24 protein-coding genes are annotated in these 22,056 nt (G+C 27.6%); 7 read left to right on the top strand and 17 right to left on the bottom strand.

Features of this window, described 5'->3' with window-relative positions:
- The first annotated feature begins 2 nt into the window (after positions 1-2).
- The 5 genes from AVBRAN12637_RS06005 to AVBRAN12637_RS05985 are packed head-to-tail and all read left to right on the top strand — an operon-like array spanning position 3 to position 4,540.
- The gene (locus tag AVBRAN12637_RS06005) at positions 3-1,232 is read left to right on the top strand and encodes a M16 family metallopeptidase (RefSeq protein ID WP_336612592.1); all 1,230 of its coding nucleotides are present in this window, start codon (positions 3-5) and stop codon (positions 1,230-1,232) included.
- Positions 1,229-2,122: a 4-hydroxy-tetrahydrodipicolinate synthase gene (dapA, locus tag AVBRAN12637_RS06000; RefSeq protein WP_214117734.1), complete on the top strand. Its 894-nt coding sequence runs from the start codon at positions 1,229-1,231 to the stop codon at positions 2,120-2,122. The genes AVBRAN12637_RS06005 and dapA overlap by 4 nt, the downstream gene beginning before the upstream one ends.
- A complete protein-coding gene (locus tag AVBRAN12637_RS05995) occupies positions 2,122-2,904 on the top strand; it encodes an enoyl-ACP reductase (protein WP_214117735.1) in 783 nt (260 codons plus the stop codon). Before dapA ends, AVBRAN12637_RS05995 begins: the two co-directional genes overlap by 1 nt.
- Positions 2,904-3,443 carry a CDP-diacylglycerol--glycerol-3-phosphate 3-phosphatidyltransferase gene (gene pgsA / locus AVBRAN12637_RS05990; RefSeq protein WP_214117756.1) on the top strand — a complete coding sequence of 180 codons (540 nt, stop codon included), beginning with the start codon at positions 2,904-2,906 and terminating at the stop codon, positions 3,441-3,443. The genes AVBRAN12637_RS05995 and pgsA overlap by 1 nt, the downstream gene beginning before the upstream one ends.
- On the top strand, positions 3,440-4,540 hold the full coding sequence (locus AVBRAN12637_RS05985) for a M50 family metallopeptidase (RefSeq protein ID WP_336615501.1): 1,101 nt from the start codon (positions 3,440-3,442) through the stop codon (positions 4,538-4,540). Before pgsA ends, AVBRAN12637_RS05985 begins: the two co-directional genes overlap by 4 nt.
- A gap of 338 nt (positions 4,541-4,878) precedes the next feature.
- Here AVBRAN12637_RS05985 and AVBRAN12637_RS05980 read toward each other — a convergent pair whose 3' ends face one another.
- The 17 genes from AVBRAN12637_RS05980 to AVBRAN12637_RS05900 form a co-directional block, all read right to left on the bottom strand.
- Complete coding sequence (locus AVBRAN12637_RS05980; RefSeq protein WP_214117737.1) at positions 4,879-5,937, bottom strand: GGDEF domain-containing protein; 1,059 nt, start codon at positions 5,935-5,937, stop codon at positions 4,879-4,881.
- Entirely contained in the window at positions 5,906-6,700 is a 795-nt protein-coding gene (locus AVBRAN12637_RS05975) for an ABC transporter ATP-binding protein (RefSeq protein ID WP_336615500.1), read from the bottom strand. The genes AVBRAN12637_RS05980 and AVBRAN12637_RS05975 overlap by 32 nt, the downstream gene beginning before the upstream one ends.
- Entirely contained in the window at positions 6,693-7,739 is a 1,047-nt protein-coding gene (locus AVBRAN12637_RS05970) for a FecCD family ABC transporter permease (RefSeq protein ID WP_239803636.1), read from the bottom strand. The genes AVBRAN12637_RS05975 and AVBRAN12637_RS05970 overlap by 8 nt, the downstream gene beginning before the upstream one ends.
- Positions 7,726-8,817 (bottom strand): ABC transporter substrate-binding protein, encoded by a 1,092-nt coding sequence (locus AVBRAN12637_RS05965; RefSeq protein WP_442862434.1) that lies wholly within the window; start codon positions 8,815-8,817, stop codon positions 7,726-7,728. The genes AVBRAN12637_RS05970 and AVBRAN12637_RS05965 overlap by 14 nt, the downstream gene beginning before the upstream one ends.
- Before the next feature lie 63 nt (positions 8,818-8,880).
- Positions 8,881-9,642 (bottom strand): MetQ/NlpA family ABC transporter substrate-binding protein, encoded by a 762-nt coding sequence (locus AVBRAN12637_RS05960; protein ID WP_336615498.1) that lies wholly within the window; start codon positions 9,640-9,642, stop codon positions 8,881-8,883.
- Between the two features lie 9 nt (positions 9,643-9,651).
- On the bottom strand, positions 9,652-10,422 hold the full coding sequence (locus AVBRAN12637_RS05955; RefSeq protein ID WP_336615497.1) for a MetQ/NlpA family ABC transporter substrate-binding protein: 771 nt from the start codon (positions 10,420-10,422) through the stop codon (positions 9,652-9,654).
- Positions 10,423-10,431: 9 nt separating this feature from the next.
- Complete coding sequence (locus AVBRAN12637_RS05950; protein WP_214117743.1) at positions 10,432-11,172, bottom strand: methionine ABC transporter permease; 741 nt, start codon at positions 11,170-11,172, stop codon at positions 10,432-10,434.
- Positions 11,169-12,119 carry a methionine ABC transporter ATP-binding protein gene (locus AVBRAN12637_RS05945; RefSeq protein WP_214117744.1) on the bottom strand — a complete coding sequence of 317 codons (951 nt, stop codon included), beginning with the start codon at positions 12,117-12,119 and terminating at the stop codon, positions 11,169-11,171. Before AVBRAN12637_RS05945 ends, AVBRAN12637_RS05950 begins: the two co-directional genes overlap by 4 nt.
- A 276-nt stretch (positions 12,120-12,395) precedes the next feature.
- Entirely contained in the window at positions 12,396-13,106 is a 711-nt protein-coding gene (cmoA, locus tag AVBRAN12637_RS05940) for a carboxy-S-adenosyl-L-methionine synthase CmoA (RefSeq protein ID WP_214117745.1), read from the bottom strand.
- A complete protein-coding gene (locus AVBRAN12637_RS05935; RefSeq protein WP_336615496.1) occupies positions 13,096-13,974 on the bottom strand; it encodes a bifunctional riboflavin kinase/FAD synthetase in 879 nt (292 codons plus the stop codon). Before AVBRAN12637_RS05935 ends, cmoA begins: the two co-directional genes overlap by 11 nt.
- Positions 13,937-14,632 carry a 23S rRNA (cytidine-2'-O)-methyltransferase TlyA gene (gene tlyA, locus AVBRAN12637_RS05930; protein WP_336612589.1) on the bottom strand — a complete coding sequence of 232 codons (696 nt, stop codon included), beginning with the start codon at positions 14,630-14,632 and terminating at the stop codon, positions 13,937-13,939. Before tlyA ends, AVBRAN12637_RS05935 begins: the two co-directional genes overlap by 38 nt.
- On the bottom strand, positions 14,629-16,560 hold the full coding sequence (ligA, locus tag AVBRAN12637_RS05925) for an NAD-dependent DNA ligase LigA (RefSeq protein ID WP_239803631.1): 1,932 nt from the start codon (positions 16,558-16,560) through the stop codon (positions 14,629-14,631). The genes tlyA and ligA overlap by 4 nt, the downstream gene beginning before the upstream one ends.
- On the bottom strand, positions 16,557-17,666 hold the full coding sequence (folP, locus tag AVBRAN12637_RS05920; protein WP_239803630.1) for a dihydropteroate synthase: 1,110 nt from the start codon (positions 17,664-17,666) through the stop codon (positions 16,557-16,559). The genes ligA and folP overlap by 4 nt, the downstream gene beginning before the upstream one ends.
- A complete protein-coding gene (locus AVBRAN12637_RS05915) occupies positions 17,653-18,231 on the bottom strand; it encodes a DNA polymerase III subunit delta' (protein ID WP_336615495.1) in 579 nt (192 codons plus the stop codon). Before AVBRAN12637_RS05915 ends, folP begins: the two co-directional genes overlap by 14 nt.
- Positions 18,228-18,755: a HobA family DNA replication regulator gene (locus tag AVBRAN12637_RS05910; protein ID WP_214117751.1), complete on the bottom strand. Its 528-nt coding sequence runs from the start codon at positions 18,753-18,755 to the stop codon at positions 18,228-18,230. Before AVBRAN12637_RS05910 ends, AVBRAN12637_RS05915 begins: the two co-directional genes overlap by 4 nt.
- Positions 18,755-19,957: an aspartate kinase gene (locus tag AVBRAN12637_RS05905; RefSeq protein WP_336615494.1), complete on the bottom strand. Its 1,203-nt coding sequence runs from the start codon at positions 19,955-19,957 to the stop codon at positions 18,755-18,757. Before AVBRAN12637_RS05905 ends, AVBRAN12637_RS05910 begins: the two co-directional genes overlap by 1 nt.
- Entirely contained in the window at positions 19,951-20,418 is a 468-nt protein-coding gene (locus tag AVBRAN12637_RS05900; RefSeq protein WP_214117753.1) for an RNA pyrophosphohydrolase, read from the bottom strand. Before AVBRAN12637_RS05900 ends, AVBRAN12637_RS05905 begins: the two co-directional genes overlap by 7 nt.
- A gap of 122 nt (positions 20,419-20,540) precedes the next feature.
- Between AVBRAN12637_RS05900 and AVBRAN12637_RS05895 the strand changes: the two genes are divergently transcribed.
- Complete coding sequence (locus AVBRAN12637_RS05895) at positions 20,541-21,122, top strand: hypothetical protein (protein WP_214119918.1); 582 nt, start codon at positions 20,541-20,543, stop codon at positions 21,120-21,122.
- A 1-nt stretch (position 21,123) separates the two neighbouring features.
- Positions 21,124-22,056 (top strand): radical SAM family heme chaperone HemW (gene hemW / locus AVBRAN12637_RS05890; protein ID WP_336615493.1); only part of this gene is annotated, 933 nt, incomplete at its 3' end.

Genomic DNA, 22,056 nt, shown 5'->3' with positions numbered 1-22,056 from the left:
AAATGAATATAGAAAGTAAAGTATTAAAAAATGGCTTAAAAATTTATGCTGTAAATCTAAATGATAATTCAGGTGTAGCTAGTGTAAATATCTTTTATAAAGTAGGCTCAAGTTATGAAGAATTAGGCAAAAGCGGTATAGCACATTTGCTAGAACACTTATCTTTTAAAAGCACAAAAACTCATAAGGCTGGAGAATTTGATGAGATAATAAAAGCATTAGGCGGAGTAAATAATGCTTGCACTAGTTTTGATTACACTCAATATTATGTAAATATCGCAAATATTCATATTAAAAGGGTTTTAGAATTATATTCTAGTATGATGAGTGAGTTATTGTTTAATAAAGATGAATTTTATAAAGAAAGAGATGTAGTCCTTGAAGAAGAGAGATTAAGAGTAGGAAATGATGCTTTTGGGTATTTATATAATGCTATTTATAATTACGCTTTTATAAAGACTAGTTATCATTGGACGCCGATTGGATTTGCTGATGATATAGCAAATCTTACACCTAAAATTGTAAAAGAATTTTATACTAAATTCTATGCACCAAATAATGCTTGTATAGTAATTAGCGGAGATTTAGCTAATATTGATATTTTTAGTATGTGCGAAGAGATTTTTAGTAAAAAATCAGCAAAAAAAATCACGCAAAATAAAGTATATGAACCAGATAGAACAGGTCTAAAAGAAATAGAACTTAGTTTTCCTAATCTAAATTCTAATATTTTTGCTTGTGCTTATAAAATACCTGCATTTAATCACGAAGATTTTGAGTATTTAAAGGCTATTTCAATATTTTTAAATCTTGATAAAAACTCAATTATAAAAAATAAAATGATAAATGAGTATAATCTATGTGCTGATTTGGACTTTTACGCACAAAGCTCTAAGAATGAAAATTTATTTATAATTTTTGGAGTTTGTAATGATTTAGTAAATACAAAATCAGCAATAAAGCAACTAAAAAAATTAATTAATCAAACAAAATTTAATAAATTTGATACAAGAACAATTTATAATCAATTAGAATTAAGCATAAATCAAGTAAAATCCAACCCAAGTGCTTTAGCGAGTGGAATTGGTAAATTTGAATGTTTTGGAGATGTAAATGTATTTTTAAATTCTCTAACTTCAAAAGAATTAGATTATAAAATTTTAAACCAAGTTTTTAAAAAATATCTAAAAGATGACAATTTAACTCAAATAATTTTAAAGGAGAAAGTATGAAAAAAGAAATAATAGGTGCAATGACAGCTTTAATAACACCATTTAAAAATGATAAAATTGATGAACTTAGTTATGAAAAGCTAGTTAAAAGACAAATAGCAAATGGAATTGATGCCGTAGTTCCTGTTGGAACCACGGGAGAAAGCCCAACTTTAACTCACGAAGAGCATAAAAGATGTATAGAAATCGCAGTAAGTGTTTGTAAAGGAACAAATACTAAGGTTTTAGCAGGCGCAGGTTCAAACGCAACTCACGAAGCAATATCTTTAGCAAAATTTGCTCAAGAGTGTGGAGCTGATGGGATTTTAAGCATTACTCCATATTATAATAAACCTATGCAAAGTGGATTATATAAACACTATGAAGCTATTGCTAAATCAATTGATATTCCTATTATGCTTTATAATGTTCCAGGAAGAACAGGTTGTGAAATAGCTAGTCAAACTATAATTGAACTTTTTAGAAATTGTCCTAATATTTACGGAGTAAAAGAAGCAAGTGGAAATATAGATAAGTGCGTAGATTTATTAGCAAACGAGCCAAAACTAAGACTTGTAAGTGGAGAAGATAGTATAAATTATCCTATTTTAAGCAATGGTGGTAGTGGTGTAATTAGCGTTACTTCAAATCTTTTACCAAATGAAATTGCTAATTTAACTCACGAAGCTTTAAAAGAAAACTATAAAAATGCAAAATCTATTAACGATAAACTTTATAATATAAATAAGATTTTATTTTGTGAGAGCAACCCAATTCCAATAAAAGCAGCAATGTTTATAGCAGGATTACTTCCTAGTCTTGAATATCGTTTGCCACTTTGTGCTCCTAGTAAAGAAAATCTAAAAAGAATAGAAGAAGTTATGAAAAATTATGATATAAAAGGATTTTAATGCAAGAGATTAATTTTAAAGATAAAGTATTAGTAATAAGCGGTGGAACTCGTGGTATAGGTAAGGCTATTGTGTATGAATTTGCAAAAGCAGGTTGTAATGTTGCATTTACTTATAATTCAAACGAACAAATCGCACAAGAAATCGTTGCTGATATTGAAAAAACTTACAAAGTTAAAGCTAAATGCTATCCATTTGATATACTTGAGCCTGAAACTTATAAAGATTTATTTTTAAAAATTGATGAAGATTTTGATAGAGTTGATTTCTTTATCTCAAATGCAATTATTACAGGTCGTGCAGTTGTAGGTGGATATACTAAGTTTATGAAACTTAAACCTCGTGGAATTAATAATATCTTTACAGCTACCGTTAATGCTTTTGTTTGTGGTGCTCAAGAAGCAGCTAAGAGAATGGAAAAAGTTGGCGGCGGAAGTATTATTTCAATTTCTAGCACAGGGAATTTAGTTCATATTGAAAACTACGCAGGTCATGGAACTGCAAAAGCAGCTGTTGAAGCAATGGCTAGATATGCAGCAACTGAATTAGGCGAGAAAAATATCCGTGTAAATGTTGTAAGTGGTGGTCCAATTGATACTGATGCTCTAAAAGCATTTACTAATTATGAAGAAGTAAAACAAGCTACAATGAATTTAAGCCCATTAAATCGTATGGGACAACCTGAAGATTTAGCAGGTGCATGTTTATTCTTATGCACCGATAAAGCTAGTTGGGTTACAGGACATACATTCATTGTAGATGGTGGAACAACATTCAAGTGATGAATTTACCTAATCTTTTGGCTAGTGCTAGGATAGTCCTAGCACCAATTTTATTTATATTATTAACGCATTCAAATGTGTTGGTTAATACTCACAATATACATATTTCTTGGATAAATTATTTAGCAGCTCTTATTTTTACTATTGCTTCTATAACTGATTTTTTTGATGGATATATTGCAAGGTCTTGGAATCAAAAAACAATTTTAGGAGAGATTTTAGACCCTTTGGCTGATAAAATGCTTACTTTAGCAGCGTTTTTAGGACTTATGATGATGGGAAGGGTTAATGAAATTCTAGTTTATTTTATATTAGTTCGTGAGTTTTTTATAACTGGTTTAAGAGTTATGATAGTAGCTGATGGGCTTAAAATCGCTGCAAATATGAGTGGTAAAATCAAAACAACATTTCAAATGTTAGCAATTGGATTTTTACTAATGGATTGGTGGGGAAAAGATATTTTATTTTATCTATGCTTTTTCTTTACTATTTATTCTGGGGCTATTTATGTAATAGAATATGCTAAGGCAAAAAAATGAAGAATATAATTCTAACTTTTATTGTTTTAGCTTTTTGCTTTTGGCATTATGGGGCTAGTTTTTTAGGCACTATTTTAATACTTTCTTTTTTGATATTTTTTCATGAATTAGGGCATTTTTTAGCTGCAAAATACTTTAAAGTTAGAGTTTTAACATTTAGCATAGGGTTTGGAAAGCCAATTTATGTGAAGCATTATAAAGGCACTGATTATCAAATATCAAGCATATTTTTAGGTGGATATGTCAAGATGAAAGGTCAAGATGATAGCGACCCTACTCTTAAAAATTATGATTATGATAGCTATTCGGTATTACACCCATTTAAAAAGATTTTAATTCTTTTTGCAGGTCCATTTTTTAACCTACTTTTAGCATTTTTAATCTATATAAGTTTAGGTTTTATAGGGGTTGAAAGGCTTAGTCCGACTATTGGTGCGCTTAGCGAATATGCTGATACAAAACTAAAAGTAAATGATAAAATATTAGAAATCAATGGCACTAAAATTAATAATTTTTACGATATAAAACCACTCGTAAATGATAGTAGTATTAATGTAAAAGTATTAAGAAATAATGAAATTTTAGAACTTGATATTAAAACTTACGAAGGCAAAACTCAAAATATTTTCGGAGAAATCATCACAAAACCACTATTAGGAATTGTGCCTAAAAATGAGACTTTTATAGAATATCATAGAGATTTTAGTGTGTTTGCTTGGGCTTTTAAAGAGAGTTTAGATGGGGCTTTTTTAATCCTTGAAGGTCTTAAAAAATTAATATTAGCTGAAGTTAGCCCTAAAAATATAGGTGGAATTATAAGCATAGCCGACACAACTACAATGGCTACTACACTTGGAATTTCAAAACTGCTAATAATCACGGCTTTACTATCAATTAATCTTGGGATTTTAAACCTTTTACCTATTCCTGTGCTTGATGGCGGGCATATAGTTTTTAATTTATATGAGTTAGTTTTTAAAAGAGAAGTAAATCAAAAAGTATTTATTACACTTAGTTATATTGGAATGTTTTTATTATTTTCTTTAATGATATTTGCTACATTTAATGATATAACAAGAATTATTGAAAACCAATAAAGTATATTTTATTGGTTTTTTAATTCTAATAATTAAAGCTCACTAGATATTTTTACTTATATTTAAATTCTATATTTTTACTTATATTTAAATTCTTTAATTTACTTACAATATTTTTAATTAAACTAGACTTCTTATGCTTGTAGTTTTTCTTTATAGGAGTTAATTTTTAAAAGAGAAGTAAATAATGTTTTTATTATTTTCTTTAATGATATTTGCTACATTTAATGATATAACAAGAATTATTGAAAACCAATAAAGTATTATATTTTATTGGTTTTTTAATTCTAATAATTAAAGCTCACTAGATAAAACTAGGCAAAACTTACATAATTTTATTATTCTTCAACACTCACTACGCATTTATTTTTACCCGTATTCTTGCCAAGATACAAATTCTTATCAGCAATTTCAAATAGTTGCTTATAATCTTTTTGATTAAAATTAGCTATATATCCACCTATTGTAATACTTATTGTTTCTTGCAAATCACTTATCTTTAATTTAAACACTTCTTCTCTAATGTCATTTAAAAATATTTCAGCATCTTTTTTATTATCAATATCTGCAATGATTAAAAATTCTTCCCCACCCCATCTACAAATATTAATATTAAAATCAGAATATTTTTTATACTTATTGATTAAAACTATAGCCAACATTTTTAGCACAATATCTCCGGTTTGGTGACCATAAGTATCATTTATATGTTTAAAATTATCAATATCACATACCGCAATTAAAATTCTTTGTTTGTTATATTTTGATAACACAACATCTTCCATATATTTTCTATTATATAAACCTGTTAAAAAATCTTTATATACAATTTGAGCTAAATCGTTAATTTTTTTACTAGGAATAACGGTTACCAATACACCATAAACCACTAAAAATACCAATAAAACCGCTAAATTGATTGGATAAAGAACAATATTTGCATTTTTATATTCGTTAATTTCAAAAAATTTATCACTATGTAGCACAATAGAATCTGCTTGAAAATAACTAAGATAAATTAAAAAAATAATTAAAATTGTTGATACAAAACAGGTGCTTTTCTTAAAAAATAAAAATTGCACAAGTATCAAACAACATAATAACAAGTCAAATCCACTAGCACTACCTAAGTAATAAATTGCGATTAGCTGATGGATTAAAACTTCAAAATATACAACGGCATAATAAATTTTTATTTTATCGCTACTAAAATTTGTAATTATTAATACATAAATTAAGGTTGAAACTATATTTACATAAAATAGCTCATATATTTTCATATAATAAAATATAAACAAAAAGGACACATGTAAAATTGTCGCCAAAAGTATGATTAAATAAATATAATCATAAAAATTAATCAGTCTAGATATTAACTGCTTGATTTGAGTTGTCATAATTTTCCTTGTTTAATGAACCTAATATTTGAATAAATTTCTTGTTTTCAACTATACTTAAATTTGCCTTGATTTCATAAATTTCTCGTATTAAATCAAGTGTAATAACATCGTTAATCTTTCCATTTTTATAAACCTTGTTGTTATGTAAAAAAATTGCTTCATCACAATATAAACTCGCTAAATTTAAATCATGTAAAACAACTATGCTTATTAAATCATTTTCAATTGTAATCTTTTTTAAAGCTTCTAATAAAATACATTGGTGTTTAATATCTAATGCACTTACAGGCTCATCAAGTAATAAAATACTTGGGTTTTTAAGCAAAACTTGAGCAAAAGCTATCATTTGTCTTTGACCGCCAGATAAATCTTTAATATTAATATTAGCAAGATGCGAAATCTTAAATTCCTTTAAAACATTAACTGCTTTATTTAAAATTTCATCACTTACTTTTAAACCTAATTCATTATAAGCACCTAGTAAAACTACTTCTAAAGCACTAAGGTTTGTATGAGTATGAAAACTTTGCAACATATAACCTATATTGCTTTGCCATTTTTTAAGATTATCTGAATTAGTATTACGATAAGTCATATTATGTTTTTTATCAAGTTGAAAAATAGCATCTAATAATGTGCTTTTACCTACACCATTAGCGCCTAAAATAGCATAAATTTTACCTGATTTAAATTCTAGGTTTATATTATTTAAAATAGTCTTATTTCCTTTTTTAATACTTAGATTATTAATTTTAAGCATTTTTATTCCTTAATATAATAAAAAAGAAAAAAGGAACACCAATAAAAGAAGTTACTATTCCTATTGGAAATAAACTACCAGGAATTATCAATTTTGAAACACTAGAAGCTAAACTTAAAAATAAAGCTCCTATTATCATTGAAGCTGGTAAGAAAAATCTTTGATCTTCTCCTATAATAAGCCTTGCAATATGTGGTGCAACAAGACCTATAAAACCTATAACGCCCACAAAAGAAATAGCAACAGAACTAACAAAAGAAACACATAATAAAACTTTAATTCTTAAATATACTAAATTAACCCCTAAAACTTTAGCATTTTTCTCTCCAAGTCTAAATACACTTAAAGCCCAATTGTCTTTTAATAAAATTAAATAGCAAAATAAAGTAACCAAAAAGACTATTAAAATATTCATATAATTAGCTTTTTGCAAACTTCCAAATAACCAAAATAATATTTGTTGAGATACTTCAGGACTTGATAAAAATTGCACTAAAGATAAAAAAGACTGAAATAAAAACAATAAAGCAATACCAACTAAAACTAAACTTTGAGTGTTGTATTTGTTATTTTTAGCAAACATAAATAATATTGCAGAGCTTAACAAACTAGCACAAAATGCTCCTAATGGAATGCTAATAAAAGAACTTATAAAACTTACATTAAATGCAATCACTAATGAAGCTCCAAATCCAGCTGCAGCACTAAGACCTAAAGTATATGGACTAGCTAAAGAATTATTTAAAATAGTTTGCATCAAAGCTCCGCCAAGTCCTAATGAAGCTCCGACAACAAGTGCCATTAATGCCATAGGTAATCTTAAATTATAAACAATATTAACGAAATTCTTTTGTATATCTATATCAAGTGCTTTAGATAACAAAGCTTTACATACAATAATTAAATCAAGTTGAGCTGGTCCTGTAGAAATATCTAGTATAAAAAATACTAATGCTAATAAAAAAGAGATTAGTAAAAATCCCAATCTCTTATAAACAATTGCTTTATATGAAAGAATTTCTCTATTAAAATTTCTCATCATCAAGCTTTAACATAAAAGTTCCATCAGGAATAATTGGCAAATATTTCTTATGATAATTAATATAATCATCACTTGGATTAATATCGCTAAACAACTCAGGGTAAGCAGCTTTTGCTACAAATTCTAACATAAAAATATCCCCCAAAGTCCTTAGCATACTATGATAACCACCATAAATTCTATGATTTTTTACTGCGTTTAAATCTTGCCAAGTAGTTCTATTAGAAAATCCTCTTAATCTAGTATTTGCTTCATCAAAACTAATATTATTACCCATTACCATTGAAGTTTTATTTTTCTTAAGCTCACTTTCACGACCTGCTATAATAATTACTTCAGGGTCTTGAACTATGATTTCTTCAGGATTAATAGCTCCCCAAGTCTTAATAAGCCCATCAGCAATACTCTTAGCATTTGCTTTATCAATCAAACTTCCCCACATATAATGTGAATATGTAACTCCATTATCACTAGGGCCATTAATTCCGTATTCTATATAAACTTTTACTTTATTTTTAATATCTTTAGTTCTTGTTTGAATTAATTCTAAACGACTTTTATAATCATTCATAATTTCTTCAGCTCTTTTTTCTTGGTTGGTTAAAATTCCAAAAATTTTAGTGCTTATCTCGTGGTTTTGTAATTTTCCTTCGTGATAATCTACTACTATTATTGGGATATTTGCTAGTTTAATTGGATTTAAAGTATCTTTTAATGTATCATATTGCCATTTAGCTAAAACTAATACATCAGGTTCTAATTCTAATATTTTTTCAATTGACAATGTACCTGATTCTGCTTCACCAAAATCTGCAATTTTGTCTAAATTAGGCATTACATCTAAATACATTTGCCAAGAAATTGGACTCCATTCGCTCCAAACTGCTTTTGAAAAACCAACAACTTTATCAAATGATTTTTCTCCACCAACTGCTAAAAAATCTGTATAGTAAAATCCTAAGGCTATTTTATCAATCGGAGTATTTAAAGTAATTTCATTTCCTATTACATCTTTAAAAGTAATATTTTTAGCGAAAATACTAAAAGAAAATAACAAAAGCAAAATAAATCTCAACATTTCTCCTTAAAAATTAAAAGAATTTGAAATAGGAATTTGCTTTTTGCAAATTCCTTTCAATTAAAATGCTGGGATTATAGCACCCTTAAATTGCTCTTTAAGTAATTGTTTTATTTTTTCAGTTTTTATAACTTTAATTAATGCTTTTACTCCTTCATTATTTTCATTGCCTTTTTTAACAGCAATTACATTTACATAAGGGCTATTTAAATCTTCTAATATTATAGAATCCTTTGTCGGATTTAGCTTAGCTGCTAATGCGTAATTTGTATTAATTACAGCTAAATCACATTCATCTAAAACTCTTGGAACTTGTGCAGCTTCTAACTCTTTTATATCAAGATTTAAAGGATTTTCTGTAATATCAATAACGCTTCTAAACTTTACATTCTTATCTGTTTTAATAAGTCCTGCAGCTTCAAGTATATCTAAAGCCCTACTTTCATTTGTTGGGTCATTTGGAATATATACTAAAGCATTATTTTTTAATTCTTTAATATCTTTTACCTTTTTTGAATATGCTGCCATTGGAGGTAAAAATACATTAGCAACCGCTACTAAATCAGTGCCTTTACTCTCGTTAAAGTCTTCTAAAAAAGGCTTATGTTGATACATATTAGCGTCTAATTCCCCATCATTTAATGCAAGATTTGGTAGAATATAATCATTAAATTCTACAACTTTTAACTCATATCCAAGCTCTTTTAAATCATCTTTTACATTTTCTAAAATAGTAGCATTTGGATATGGAGTAATCCCTACTCTTAAAATCTCCGCACTAGCGTATAAACAAAATGCTAAACTTAAAGCTAATTTTTTCATATTTTCTCCTTAAAAACTTGGGATTATTTCGCCCTTATATTTTTCTTCTATAAATTTTTTAATTCTTGCATCATTTATAGAATCAACTAAAACCTTTGTCTTATCACTATTAATATTATCAGTCTTAACTACTAAAACATTAGCATAAGGACTATTTTTACTCTCAATAACTACTGCATCTTTTGTAGGATTTAACTTCGCTGCTAATGCGTAGTTTGAATTAATCACAGCTAAATCACATTCATCTAAAACTCTTGGTAATTGTGCAGCTTCTAACTCTTTTATATCAAGATTTTTAGGGTTATTTACGATATCTAGTGGAGTTTTTAGCTCTACATTTTTATCAAGTTCAATAAGCCCTGCAGCTTCAAGTATATTTAAAGCTCTACTTTCATTTGTTGGGTCATTTGGAATATAAATTAAAGCCTTATCTCCTAAATCTTTAATATCTTTAATCTTTTTAGAATATGCTCCCATTGGTTCAAGATGAACTAAAGCAACTGGAGTTAATTTTGTTCCTTTTTGCTTATTGAACTCATCTAAATATGGTTTATGTTGGAAAAAGTTTGCATCTATTTCGCCATCATCAACCGCTAGATTTGGCAATACATAGTCATTAAACTCAACGATTTTTAACTCGTGCCCTTTTTCTTTAACAATTTTTGCAACTTCTTCTAAAATTTCAGCATGTGGAACAGGCGTTGCACCTACACTAATAACATCAGCAAATAAATTTGCACTTAAAGCCAAACAAGCAGCTAAACTAAACAATCTTTTCATAATATCTCCTTAAATAAAATTTCCTGAATAAATAAATAAAATAACTAAAGCTAAAATTGAAATATAAAGATATTTATCTTTACCTTTTCTTAAAGCTTTTTCAACTAAATCCCCCCAAATCTGAACGATTTGAACCAATACAATCAAAACAATAACCGTTTCTACCATAATATCTGTTTTAAATCTTTGATAACCATAGCGATTAGCAACATCGCCAAGTCCCCCACCTCCTACAATTCCTGCCATTGCACTATATCCAATGACTACTATTAAAGTAAGCGTTGCTGCATTAATTAACGCTGGTAACGCTTCATACAATACGACCTTAAAAATAATTTGTATTCTACTAGCACCATAACTCTTAGCCGCTTCAATTATTCCGTAATCTACTTCATTTAAAGCACTTTGCACTAATTTTGCAATAAATGGAGCAATTCCAATTGTAAGTGGCACAATAGCCGCTGTTGTTCCTATGCTTTTTCCTATTAAAAACTTTGTAAAAGGAATTAAAGCAATAATTAATACTAAAAACGGAAAAGAACGGAATATATTTACAACAAAATCAAGCACTCTATAAAAACCTAAATTCTCATACAAACCACCCTTTTTACTAACAAAAAGAAAAATCCCTAAAACAAGTCCTAGTGCAAAACCAATAATAGTAGCACTAATACTCATATATAAAGTCTCTTTTAATGCAGGATATAAAATCTTGTCAAAATGACTTAGAAAATTATCAAAATAATTCATACTTCCTCCCATAAAACGCCACTTTTATTAATATATTCACACACTCTTTGTTTATCACTTGGATTAATATTTATAATAAGTGAGCCAAGTGCAATATCATTTAGCTTTTCAATTTTTCCCCAAACTATTGAAAAATCAATATTAAGCTCTCTTGCCATTTTAGAAATTACTCCATCAAGTGCTACTTCTTTAGGGAAAATTAATCTTATATTAAGCCCACTTTCTGGCACACAATCACTCTCATCTAAGAATTCTCTCATCTTCTTACTTGGTTTTAAAAATATTTCGCTAATTTCTCCATTGCCAATGATTTCTCCACCACTTAATAAACAAGCTTTATCAGCTACTCTTTTAACAGCGTCCATTTCATGAGTTACTAATACAACGCTAATGCCTAAATCTTTGTTTATTTGCTTTAATAAATCTAAGATTTGATTAGTAGTAGCAGGATCAAGCGCACTAGTTGCTTCGTCGCTTAATAAAATCTTAGGATTTAGTGCAAGTGCTCTTGCTATTGCAATTCTTTGCTTTTGACCACCACTAAGATTAGCAGGATATGAATTAGCCTTATCGCTTAATCCAACCAAATCAAGCAATTCTTTAACCCTTTTATCTACATTATCTTTTTTATGTAAAAGTAAAGGCATTGCAATATTTTCATAAGCACTCTTTCTACCCATTAAAGCAAAATGTTGAAAAATCATTCCAACTTCGGTTCTTAATTTTCTTAGCTCTTCTTCTTTAAGGTCTTTAATTTCTTGATTAAATACTTTTAATGAACCTGCTTGATAGCTTTCAAGTGCATTTATACATCTTAAAAGTGTGCTTTTACCAGCTCCACTTTGTCCGACAATAGCATAAATCTCGCCCTTTTTAATATCAAGACTTACATCGTTTATTACGCAAGTATTTCCGTAATACTTTTTAAGATTTTTAATTTCAATCATAACTTTCCTTAAAATTTAATTTAAAGAAAAATAAAAATTTTTGAGAGTTTTGTAAGTTGCAAAAATATTTTATCTTTCTTTTTTAGCTTGCTTGCTTTAATATAATTAATTTGCGTCTAGCTAAAAAAGAAAGTCTTTAAAAGCCAGACGCTAGCGCATCTGCATCATCATTTAAAATCCTTTGTTTAAAAATATTTGTTGATTAAAGCAAAAAATATTTTTGATGTCAAGATATTTTTAAAATAATTTTATATTATTTGTTACATTTCGTAACATTTAAAGCTTAAAAGCTATAAAAGAGCAAAAATTTGCCCACCTAAAAAAGCAATCAATTTGCTTAAAATTAGCATTGCTTAAAATTTTTATATTTTCATCATAAGTAAAAGGTATTAAAACATTTTCTAAAGCAGCTCTTTTTTGAGCTATTTCATATCTTGAATATCCTTGTAATTCCTTATAATTTTCGTAAATATCAATTATATTTTTTTGTAAAATTTTATTTTCATAAAGCACTTTTTCGCATAAAATAAAAATCCCATTCTTATTTAATAACTTATATATTTTTTGTAATAAATCTTCTCTTAAAAGCGGTCTAATAAAATGCAAGGTATAAGAACAAATTATCGCATCAAAACTATCATTAAGACTTAAAATATCTTCTATATTTTTATTAATCAAATTAATTTTAACACCTAAATCACTAGCCTTAATTCTAGCCCTATTTAGCATTTGCTCTGAATTATCAAGCCCAAAAAGCTCTAAATCATCTCTTTTTGAAAGTGCTAAAAGTGTATTTGCAGTTGAACAACCTAAATCTAAAACCTTTGCATTTTTTGGCAAAATCTGACTTAGAATTTTAAAAATTAATTCTTGATTTTGCAAATAATACGGCACACTACGAGTAACCATATCATCAAACACACGCACCACTTTTTCATCAAATTCAAATTGTTTTATTAATTCTTCGTTAAAAACTTCATCTTTCATCTTTAGCCTTTAAACTTAGAGCTTTTATGTCTAAGTTGATTTGTTCTTTTAAACTATCAAAATTATCAAATTTTTTATTCTCTCTAAAAAATTCTAAAAACTCTATTTTAATTTTGTGGAATTTAAAATAAGAATTTGAACTATTTAAAATATGCACTTCTAAAGCCGTATTTAAATCAGTTGAGCGTTTGCCTAAAAAAGTAGCTGCAAAATAACACTCATTATCTAAATAAATCTTAGTAAAATAAACCCCTTCTTTTGGTAAAAAATAATTATCATAATCTACATTAATAGTAGGGACAAAAAATTTAGCTCCTAAACCTTGACCTTTGATTTGTCTTCCTTGAATGAAATAATTTCTACCTAAAAATTTATTCACACTTTCTAAATCAGCATTCAATAAACATTCTTTAATCAAACTTGAATGAACGCTTATATTATCTATTTTAAATTCATCTACGATAATACATCGTAGCCCCGAAAATTCTTGCAATTCTTTTGCGTGAGCTTGTCTATTTTTACCAAAATGAAAATCATATCCTGCTACAAAATATTTAAGTTGTGTAAAATTATACATAATATTTTGTGTAAAATTATACGCATTTTCATCTTTTATCTCATCAAGATTTACAAAAAATATTTTGCAATTTAGCAATTCTTGCTTATAAATTATCGGAACTAATTCTCTTGTTTTTTTATATATTATTAATAAAGCTCCATTATCATCAAGCCTTTTTATCAGTTCAAAATGCCCTAAATGTAAAGCATCAAAACACCCTATTGCTAAACTTGTAATATTTTCTAAATCACATTTATTTGCTTTTATTATTTCATTTTGAAAAAGCGTAAAAATATTCATAATTTCCATCTTTTCCGCTAAGTTTTGATTTTGATTTTTTAAGTAAAATCAAACCTAATCTTATTACTTCTTTTTCAAATTCTTCGCAAGATTTAAGCACGGCTTTTTCATCTTTTACCACACCATTTTTAGAACGCTTTACATTAATTCCCACTTCAAATTGTGGTTTAAATAAAATAATTAAATACTTGCTACTTAGTCTTATTAAATCATTTATTATTAATCTAGCTGATATAAAACTTAAATCGCACACTACTATTTCAAACGGAGCTGATTTAAAATCTCTAATATCTGTATTTTCAAATACTTTTACCTTTGGATTTGCTCTTAAACTATTATGCAATTGTTTATCTCCAACATCTACACAAGTAACACTTAAAGCATTATTTTCAAGTAGTATTTGAGTAAATCCACCCGTGCTAGAGCCAACATCTAAGCAATCAATCCCGCTAATTTCTAACTCAAATTCTTCTAAAAATCCTTTTAATTTATAAGCAGCCCTGCTAACATAAACTTCATCTAATAATTTACATTCATAATCTTGCAGTATCTTATCACTTGCCTTTTTTACTTCATTATTGATTAATACTTTTTCATTTTCTAATAATTCTTGAGCTTTATTTCGGCTTATATTTAATTTATTTGCTACAAACAAATCAGCTCTCATAAAAGTGCCTTAAACTCATCTTCATTAAGTATCTTAATGCCTAATTCTTTAGCTTTAGTAAGCTTACTTCCTGCATCATCTCCACACAATAAATAAGAAGTTTTTTTACTAACACTTGAGCTAGTTTTTCCGCCGTTTTCTTTGATTATATTTTCATAATATTCTCTTGGATTACTAAGTGTGCCAGTTATTACAAAAGTCGTATTTGCAAATTTATCACTAGATTTTATATTTGTATTTTTTAGCCTTAAAATCTCATAAAATCTAATAATTAGCTCTTTATTAATCACACAAAAATTAGCAATAGATTTAGCCATTTGCTCTCCAAATCCATCTAATTTTAAATAATCAATCTCATCTTTTAAATACCAATCAAATCCAAATTCACTAGCAACCTTGCTAGCAGCTACTTCTCCAATGTGCTCACATCCTAAAGCATTTATAAAACTTGCTAATTCGCAATCTTTTGATTTTTCAATAGAAGTTAAAATATTAGTTATCTTTTTATCAGCAAAACCCTCAAGACCTTGAAAATCTTCGTATTTTAGTTCATAAATACACTCAAATGTGCTGATTTTTTCAAGTTTAAATAACAATTCAATAATTTTATCTCCTAAACCATCTATATTTAGGCATTTTTTACTCGCAAAATATATTAATTGATTTAGCATTTTTGCCTTGCAATTAAGATTTATACATTTAATTAAAGCTCCATCATCTAATAAAGTTTCATTACAAGATGGGCAAATTATTGGCTTTGGAATTTTAATTTGTGTGCCGTCTCTTCTTTCTTTATAAACACGAGTTAATTTTGGTATAACATCTCCACTTCTAATTATGCTAACGCTATCATTAATCATCAAATCAAGCCTAGTTATCTCATCGTAATTATGTAAAGTTACTGATTTAACTATAGCTCCATCAATATTAGTAGGCTCAAGTGTTCCAACAGGGGTTATTACTCCCGTTCTTCCTACTTGATAACTAACATCAATTAATTTTGTAATTTGCTCTAAAGGTTCAAATTTATAAGCAGCCATAAATTTTGGAAATTTGCTTGTAAATTCAGTGCATTTGCTTAAATCATTTATCCTTAAAACAAAACCATCTAACATCATTTTTTTATTTAATCTATCATTTTGCAAATTCTCATATTCAATTTGCAATTTATTAGCCCTAACAACCTTGCAAAAATCATCTTTTAAAAAACCTAAACTTCTAATAAATTCCATTGCTTCGCTATGCTTTGTAAAACTTAGTGAGTTTTGCCCTATTCCGTGCGGATAAAATTGTAAATTTCTCTTTGCAACTTCGCTTGGTTCTTTAAGTCTTAATGAACCACTTGCAGCATTCCTTGGATTTGAAAATAAGCTTTCATTATTTGCTAATTTTATTTCATTTAACTTCAAAAAATCATCTTTTAAAATAACAATTTCACCCCTAATTTCAATCAATTCTTTATAAGCAATACTCTTAGGAATTGAAGTAATTTGCATAGCATTTAGAGTAATATCATCGCCTACACTACCATCTCCACGAGTAATTGCGTGAATTAATTTACCATTTTCATAAATTAAGTTTAAACTAGCTCCATCAAATTTTGGCTCAATGAAAAATTCTTCATCTTCTGCCTTTGCTCTTTTTATCCAAGCGTGTAATTCATCTTCATTAAAAACATCTTCCATAGAATACATTCTGCTAAGATGAGCTAATTTATTAAAGCCATCATTTACATCTTTTAGATTGATTGGCAATACTTTTTGCGTTGGAGAATCAGGGCTTATATCATTTGGATTTAAACTCTCATAATCTTTTATTTTTTTCATAAGTGCGTCGTATTCAGCATCACTTGCAAGTGGATTTTCTCCTAAATAATAAGCCTTTGCCCATTTATTTGCTAATTTAATATTTTCTAAATACTCTTTCATATACTTTCCATTTTTTTAAGATAATTTATCATTGCATTTTGCCCTATTACATCATGAACTCTAATATAATCAGCATTTGAATTAGCGTGAGTGATTAAACTTAAAGCTTCTTTATGCTCACCTAAAAATCTTTTATTTGAAGCTGCTAATAAAATAGGTTTATTTAAGGTCTTAAAATGATTTAGATATTTTACTAAAACTAAATTCTCATACTCACTTTTGCCAAAACCTATTCCAACATCAATTATTACTTTACTTTCTATTTCGCTTAATTTATTTAAAAAGAACTCATAAACACTATCTAAAATAAAGAATTTAGAATTGGAATTTGAGTTGCTTAAGCCAGTATTATTTATATAATTATCAAAATAATTATTTTGTGAGTGCATTAAAATATAAGTAGCGTCGTATTTTAAAGCTAGTTTTGATAGCTTAGTATTAGCACTAATATCATTTATATATTTAAAGCCAATATCAAGAGCATTTGTTAAACAAATCTCATCAAAACTATCCAAGCTAAAATCTATCTTATCGCATAATTTATGTTCTTTTATTAAATTAAAAATAGGCTTTAATCTATCAAGCTCTAATTTCGCTCCTAAATAAGTAGAATTAGGTCTTGAGCTCATAGCACCGATATCAATAATACTTGCACCATTTTCAATAAACTCATAAGCCTTAGCTAAAAATTCCTTCTCGCTAATCCTAGAACTTTCATAAAAACTATCATCATTAATATTCATAATACCCATAATTTTTGGATATTTTTTGCTTATTTTTAATTCGTTTAAAAATTTACTAAGTCTTATGCAAGAAAACTGCTGCAATTTAAGCTTATTAGCTAAATCCTTTGCATTAATGCTATCAACTAGCAAAATGCTATCGTATTTATACTCTCCACCTAAAATTGTATTTTTGTGATTTAAAACAATTGCACCTACGCTAATTGCGTCTTGCTTTAAAATATTTGCAGCGGTTGTGCTTATATTTTTTATATAAATTATTTGATGATTACTTCTTTTTAAAAATCTATCTAGTGCAAACTCACTTGAATTAATATCTTTAGCCGAGTTTTCATCTAGTAAATAAAAACTAGCTTCTCTCACGCATTATTCCTAACAATAACCTTGAAATTATAATTTTAGAATTTGAATTAAGCTTTGATAATTCATAGCATTTATAAAATTCTTCTAATAAATCACTACTAATATTTATGCCTTGTTTGTAGCATTCTTTAGCTAATGCACTTATAAATTCACTCAAACTCGCTTTATCAACATCGTAATTTACAATATCTAAATACGACATATTTTTAAGATTTAATTTAATCTCATAATTATTTTTATAATTTTCTAATTTTCTTGAAACTAATCTTGATTTAATAGTTGCTAATAAAAGATTTTTTGAACTAACTAAAATCTTAAAATACACATTAGCAGGTGGCTCTTCTAGTAGTTTTAGCATATAATTTTGAGCTTGTATGCTATATTCTTTATATGATAATACGAAATATTTATCATATTCTTCAATCAAATAAGCATTTTGCATAATCGCTTTTGCATCATCTAATAAAAACTCATCGCCACTAAAAACCTTGCAGATTTTGGTTTTTTGCCTTAAATCATTTATAAAATCATCAGGGCTTTGAGTGATTATTATCTCACTTCTCAAATCTTAACCTTTGCAAAAATAATAGCGTCTAAACAAGCGTTAATTAATTGAGCAATAGTTATTAGTTTAATATCTAAATGTTCATCACTTGACTTAAGACAAAAAGAATTATCATATTCTTCATCTAATATAAACATTAAGCTATCTTTTTTATTTTTAGCAAGTTTTGCCATTTTTGAACTATCCTTACCAAAATAAATATAAATATAACCATTAGGATATGCTAGACTTAAAACATCATCAAGCAAATCTTCATTCTTATCATAATTATCAAGTTTAAAACCTTTTAAGCTAAAAAATGGTAGCAATGGTCTAGCACTTTTTGCATTTACAAGACTTAAAAAATATTCTTCAAACCAAGCTCTTTCATCATCGCAAATTACTATAAAATTTTTCCCATCTAGTAAATAGCTAAGCCTAGAAGATAGCAAAGGGCTTATCTTAAACCTTTCGCTATCTAGCCAACTATAAAGCATACCTTTTTTTTGGATAAAGTCTTTTACAAAACTTAAAAAATCCTGCATTAATCTTCCAGCTTATAAACTTTATGTAGTGTTCTAACTGCTAATTCAGCATATTTTGAGCTAACAATCATAGAAATTTTAATCTCACTTGTTGAAATCATTTGTATATTAATGCCTTCATTTGCCAATGCTTCAAATGCAGCACTAGCAACACCTGAATGAGTTTTCATACCAACTCCAACTACTGAAACCTTAACTATATCGCTATCACTTTCTATTACTACATCACTACCTAAAAGCTCTCTCATAGCTTCACTTGCATTTTTTAATTCATTTTGTGGCACGGTAAAACCTAAATTAGTAGTTCCATCATGACCTACATTTTGAATAATCATATCAACATTAATGTCTTTTTTTGCTAAAGTTGTAAAAATACTAGCAGCAATTCCAGGTTTATCTTCAATTCTTCTTAAAACTATTCTTGATTGATTTTTATCTAATGCTATTCCACTAACTAATGCTTGTTCCATTTTTTCCTCGCTTGTTATAATTGTTCCACTATTTTCATTAAAGCTACTTCTAGTAACTAATTTTACATTTAATTTTTTTGCTAATTCAACGCTTCTATTTTGTAAAACTTTAGCACCTAAACTAGCAAGTTCTAACATTTCTTCATAAGAAATTTTATCAAGTTTTTTAGCCTTTGGCTCAATTCTTGGGTCGGTAGTATAAACCCCATCAACATCTGTGTAAATCTCACACAAATCAGCATTTAAAGCCCCTGCAAAAGCAACAGCACTCAAATCACTTCCCCCACGACCAAGAGTTGTTGTATGACCATCTTCATTATATCCTTGAAATCCAGCTACTACAATTATTTTTCCACTTGAAAGTTCTTTTTTAATTCTAGTTGCATCAATATCAATGATTTTTGCGTTTGTATAATCATCTGTAGTTAAAAGACCAGCCTCTTTACCACTTAAAGAAATCGCATCATGTCCTTTTGATATAAGTGCAATAGCAAGTAAAGCAGCAGTTTCTCTCTCACCACAAGAAAGCAACATATCTAATTCTTTTTTATTTGGACTTTCTGAATAAAAATTAGCATTATCAATTAATTGATTTGTTCTACCACTCATTGCAGAAACTACCACAACTATATCTTTATAAGTCTTTTTAGACTTAATAACCCTATTTGCAACATTTTCTATGCGTTCAAGGTTGCCAACGCTTGTGCCTCCGTATTTTTGAACAACTAACATCCTATAAATCCTTCTTTTTGAAAATACTTTAAAACTTTAGTATAAAGTGGTCTTTTAAAATGATTAATATAAGGGTTTATATCCTTATAATCCACAAAAAGATGCTCTTTAAACTCAGGTTCATTGGTATTTAAATTAATCAAGTTATTATCTCTTACTTTAACTAAAAAATACCTTTGAGTTTGCCCATCAAAATTATATTTTTTCTTAACAGCTTCGTTAGGAAATTCATAGCTTAACCATTCAGGATATTCAGCAATGATTTCAAATTCTTTTGTGCCTAATTCTTCTTCAAGCTCTCTTATTAATGCTTCTTTTGGGCTTTCTCCATCATCAATCCCACCTTGCGGGAATTGCCAAACATCAATATCAAGTCTTAAAGCCACTAAAATTTTACAATTTAATGGGTATTCTTGAGACAAAACAATAGCTGCTACATTTTTTCTAAATCTTTTTTTCATCAAATAACCTAAAATTAATTTCACACGATACTATCAAGAAAAATTTAATTAAAAGCAACATTTTTACTAAAGAAATAATTATTTTTTGCCGATATGAAGCTTATGATTTTCAAGGAGAAAAAATGCAAATAAGTGCTAGAAATATAACTTTATCTTATCAAGCAGCAGCTTCTTTTAGTAGTAAAGATGAAGCACAAAAAAACATTAAAGATAGCTTAAAAAACTACGGCGTAAATCTTAGCAACGAAGAATTAGACAAACTCACAGCAAAAGGCGAAAATGATAGTTTTTTTGCAATGAGTTTTGAGATTAGTATCACAGAAATTAGCATTCAAGGTAATTTAAACGAAATTGCAAATAATAGGGGTAATATCAAAGAATTTTTAAATAATTTTAAAGATTTAGTTAATGATAATTTAGATAGCAATAGTGCTAAAAATTTATTATTAGATAATGCAGAATTTGGTTCAAAAAATACTGCAAAAAGAATGGCAGAGCAAATCCTAAAAAATGCAAATAATGATGCAAATAAACTAAGATTAGGTAAAGATGGATTATTAAGTGGCTTTAATGAAGCATTAAAAAGATTTAATTTCGGTGATGATTATATGAGTTTAGCTAATAAAACTCTTGATAATGCTATCAAAATGATAGATGAGCAAATCGCTAAACTAGGCGAAAATTTATTAAATTTCAAAGCATAAAATGAGAATTTATATTCATATTCCATTTTGTGCTAGCAAATGCTCTTATTGTTCTTTTGCTAGTTTTACAAATCAGCAAAAAATAAACGAATATTTTAAAGCCTTAGAATTAGATTTAGCAAGGTTTTTACCATTTTCTAAAGATATAAAAAGCATATATTTTGGGGGTGGAACTCCAAGCTTTATAGACGCAAAATACTATGAAAATATTTTTAAATTATTAAAGCCTTATATTAATAATGATACAGAAATCAGTGCTGAAGCAAATCCAAATTCTTTAAGCTTAAATTGGCTTAATGCTATGCGTAATTATGGATTAAATCGCATAAGCATTGGGGTGCAAAGCTTTAATGATGAGAAATTAAAATTCTTAAATAGAGCCCACTCAAGCAAACAAGCTATAGAAAAAATCAAACTATTAAAAAATGAAAAAATATCTTTTAGTATAGATATAATTTATGGCACTTATTTAGATAATTTAAATATGCTAAATGATGAATTAAAAGTCATAAAAAGCCTAGAATTAAATCATCTTAGTGCTTATACTTTAATTTTAGAAGATAATACCCCTTTTCAAAATAAAACCGAATATATTCAAAAAGATGATGAGTTAAATTGCTATTTTTATGAAAATTTGCAAAAAATCGGGTTAAAAGCTTATGAAATAAGTAATTTTGCAAGTTCTAGCGAATATGAATGCTCTCATAATAAAGCTTATTGGAGTAAAGAAAATTACTTAGGCATTGGACTTTCAAGCGTTGGCACTAGCGATAATATTCGCTATACAGCAAGTTCAAACCTAAATGAATATATAGCAAATCCATATTTTAGAATTAAAGAAAGTTTAAGCCCAAATGACATTAGACTAGAAAGCATTTTTCTAGGACTTAGATCAAATGTAGGAGTAGATATTAATCTTATTAAAAATAAAAAG

Origin of the sequence: Campylobacter sp. RM12637, from assembly GCF_020137645.1 — a bacterium.
Classification (GTDB): Bacteria; Campylobacterota; Campylobacteria; order Campylobacterales; family Campylobacteraceae; genus Campylobacter_E.
The sequence above is the reverse complement of the archived record's forward strand: the minus strand, read 5'-3'. Positions and strand labels throughout refer to the sequence as shown.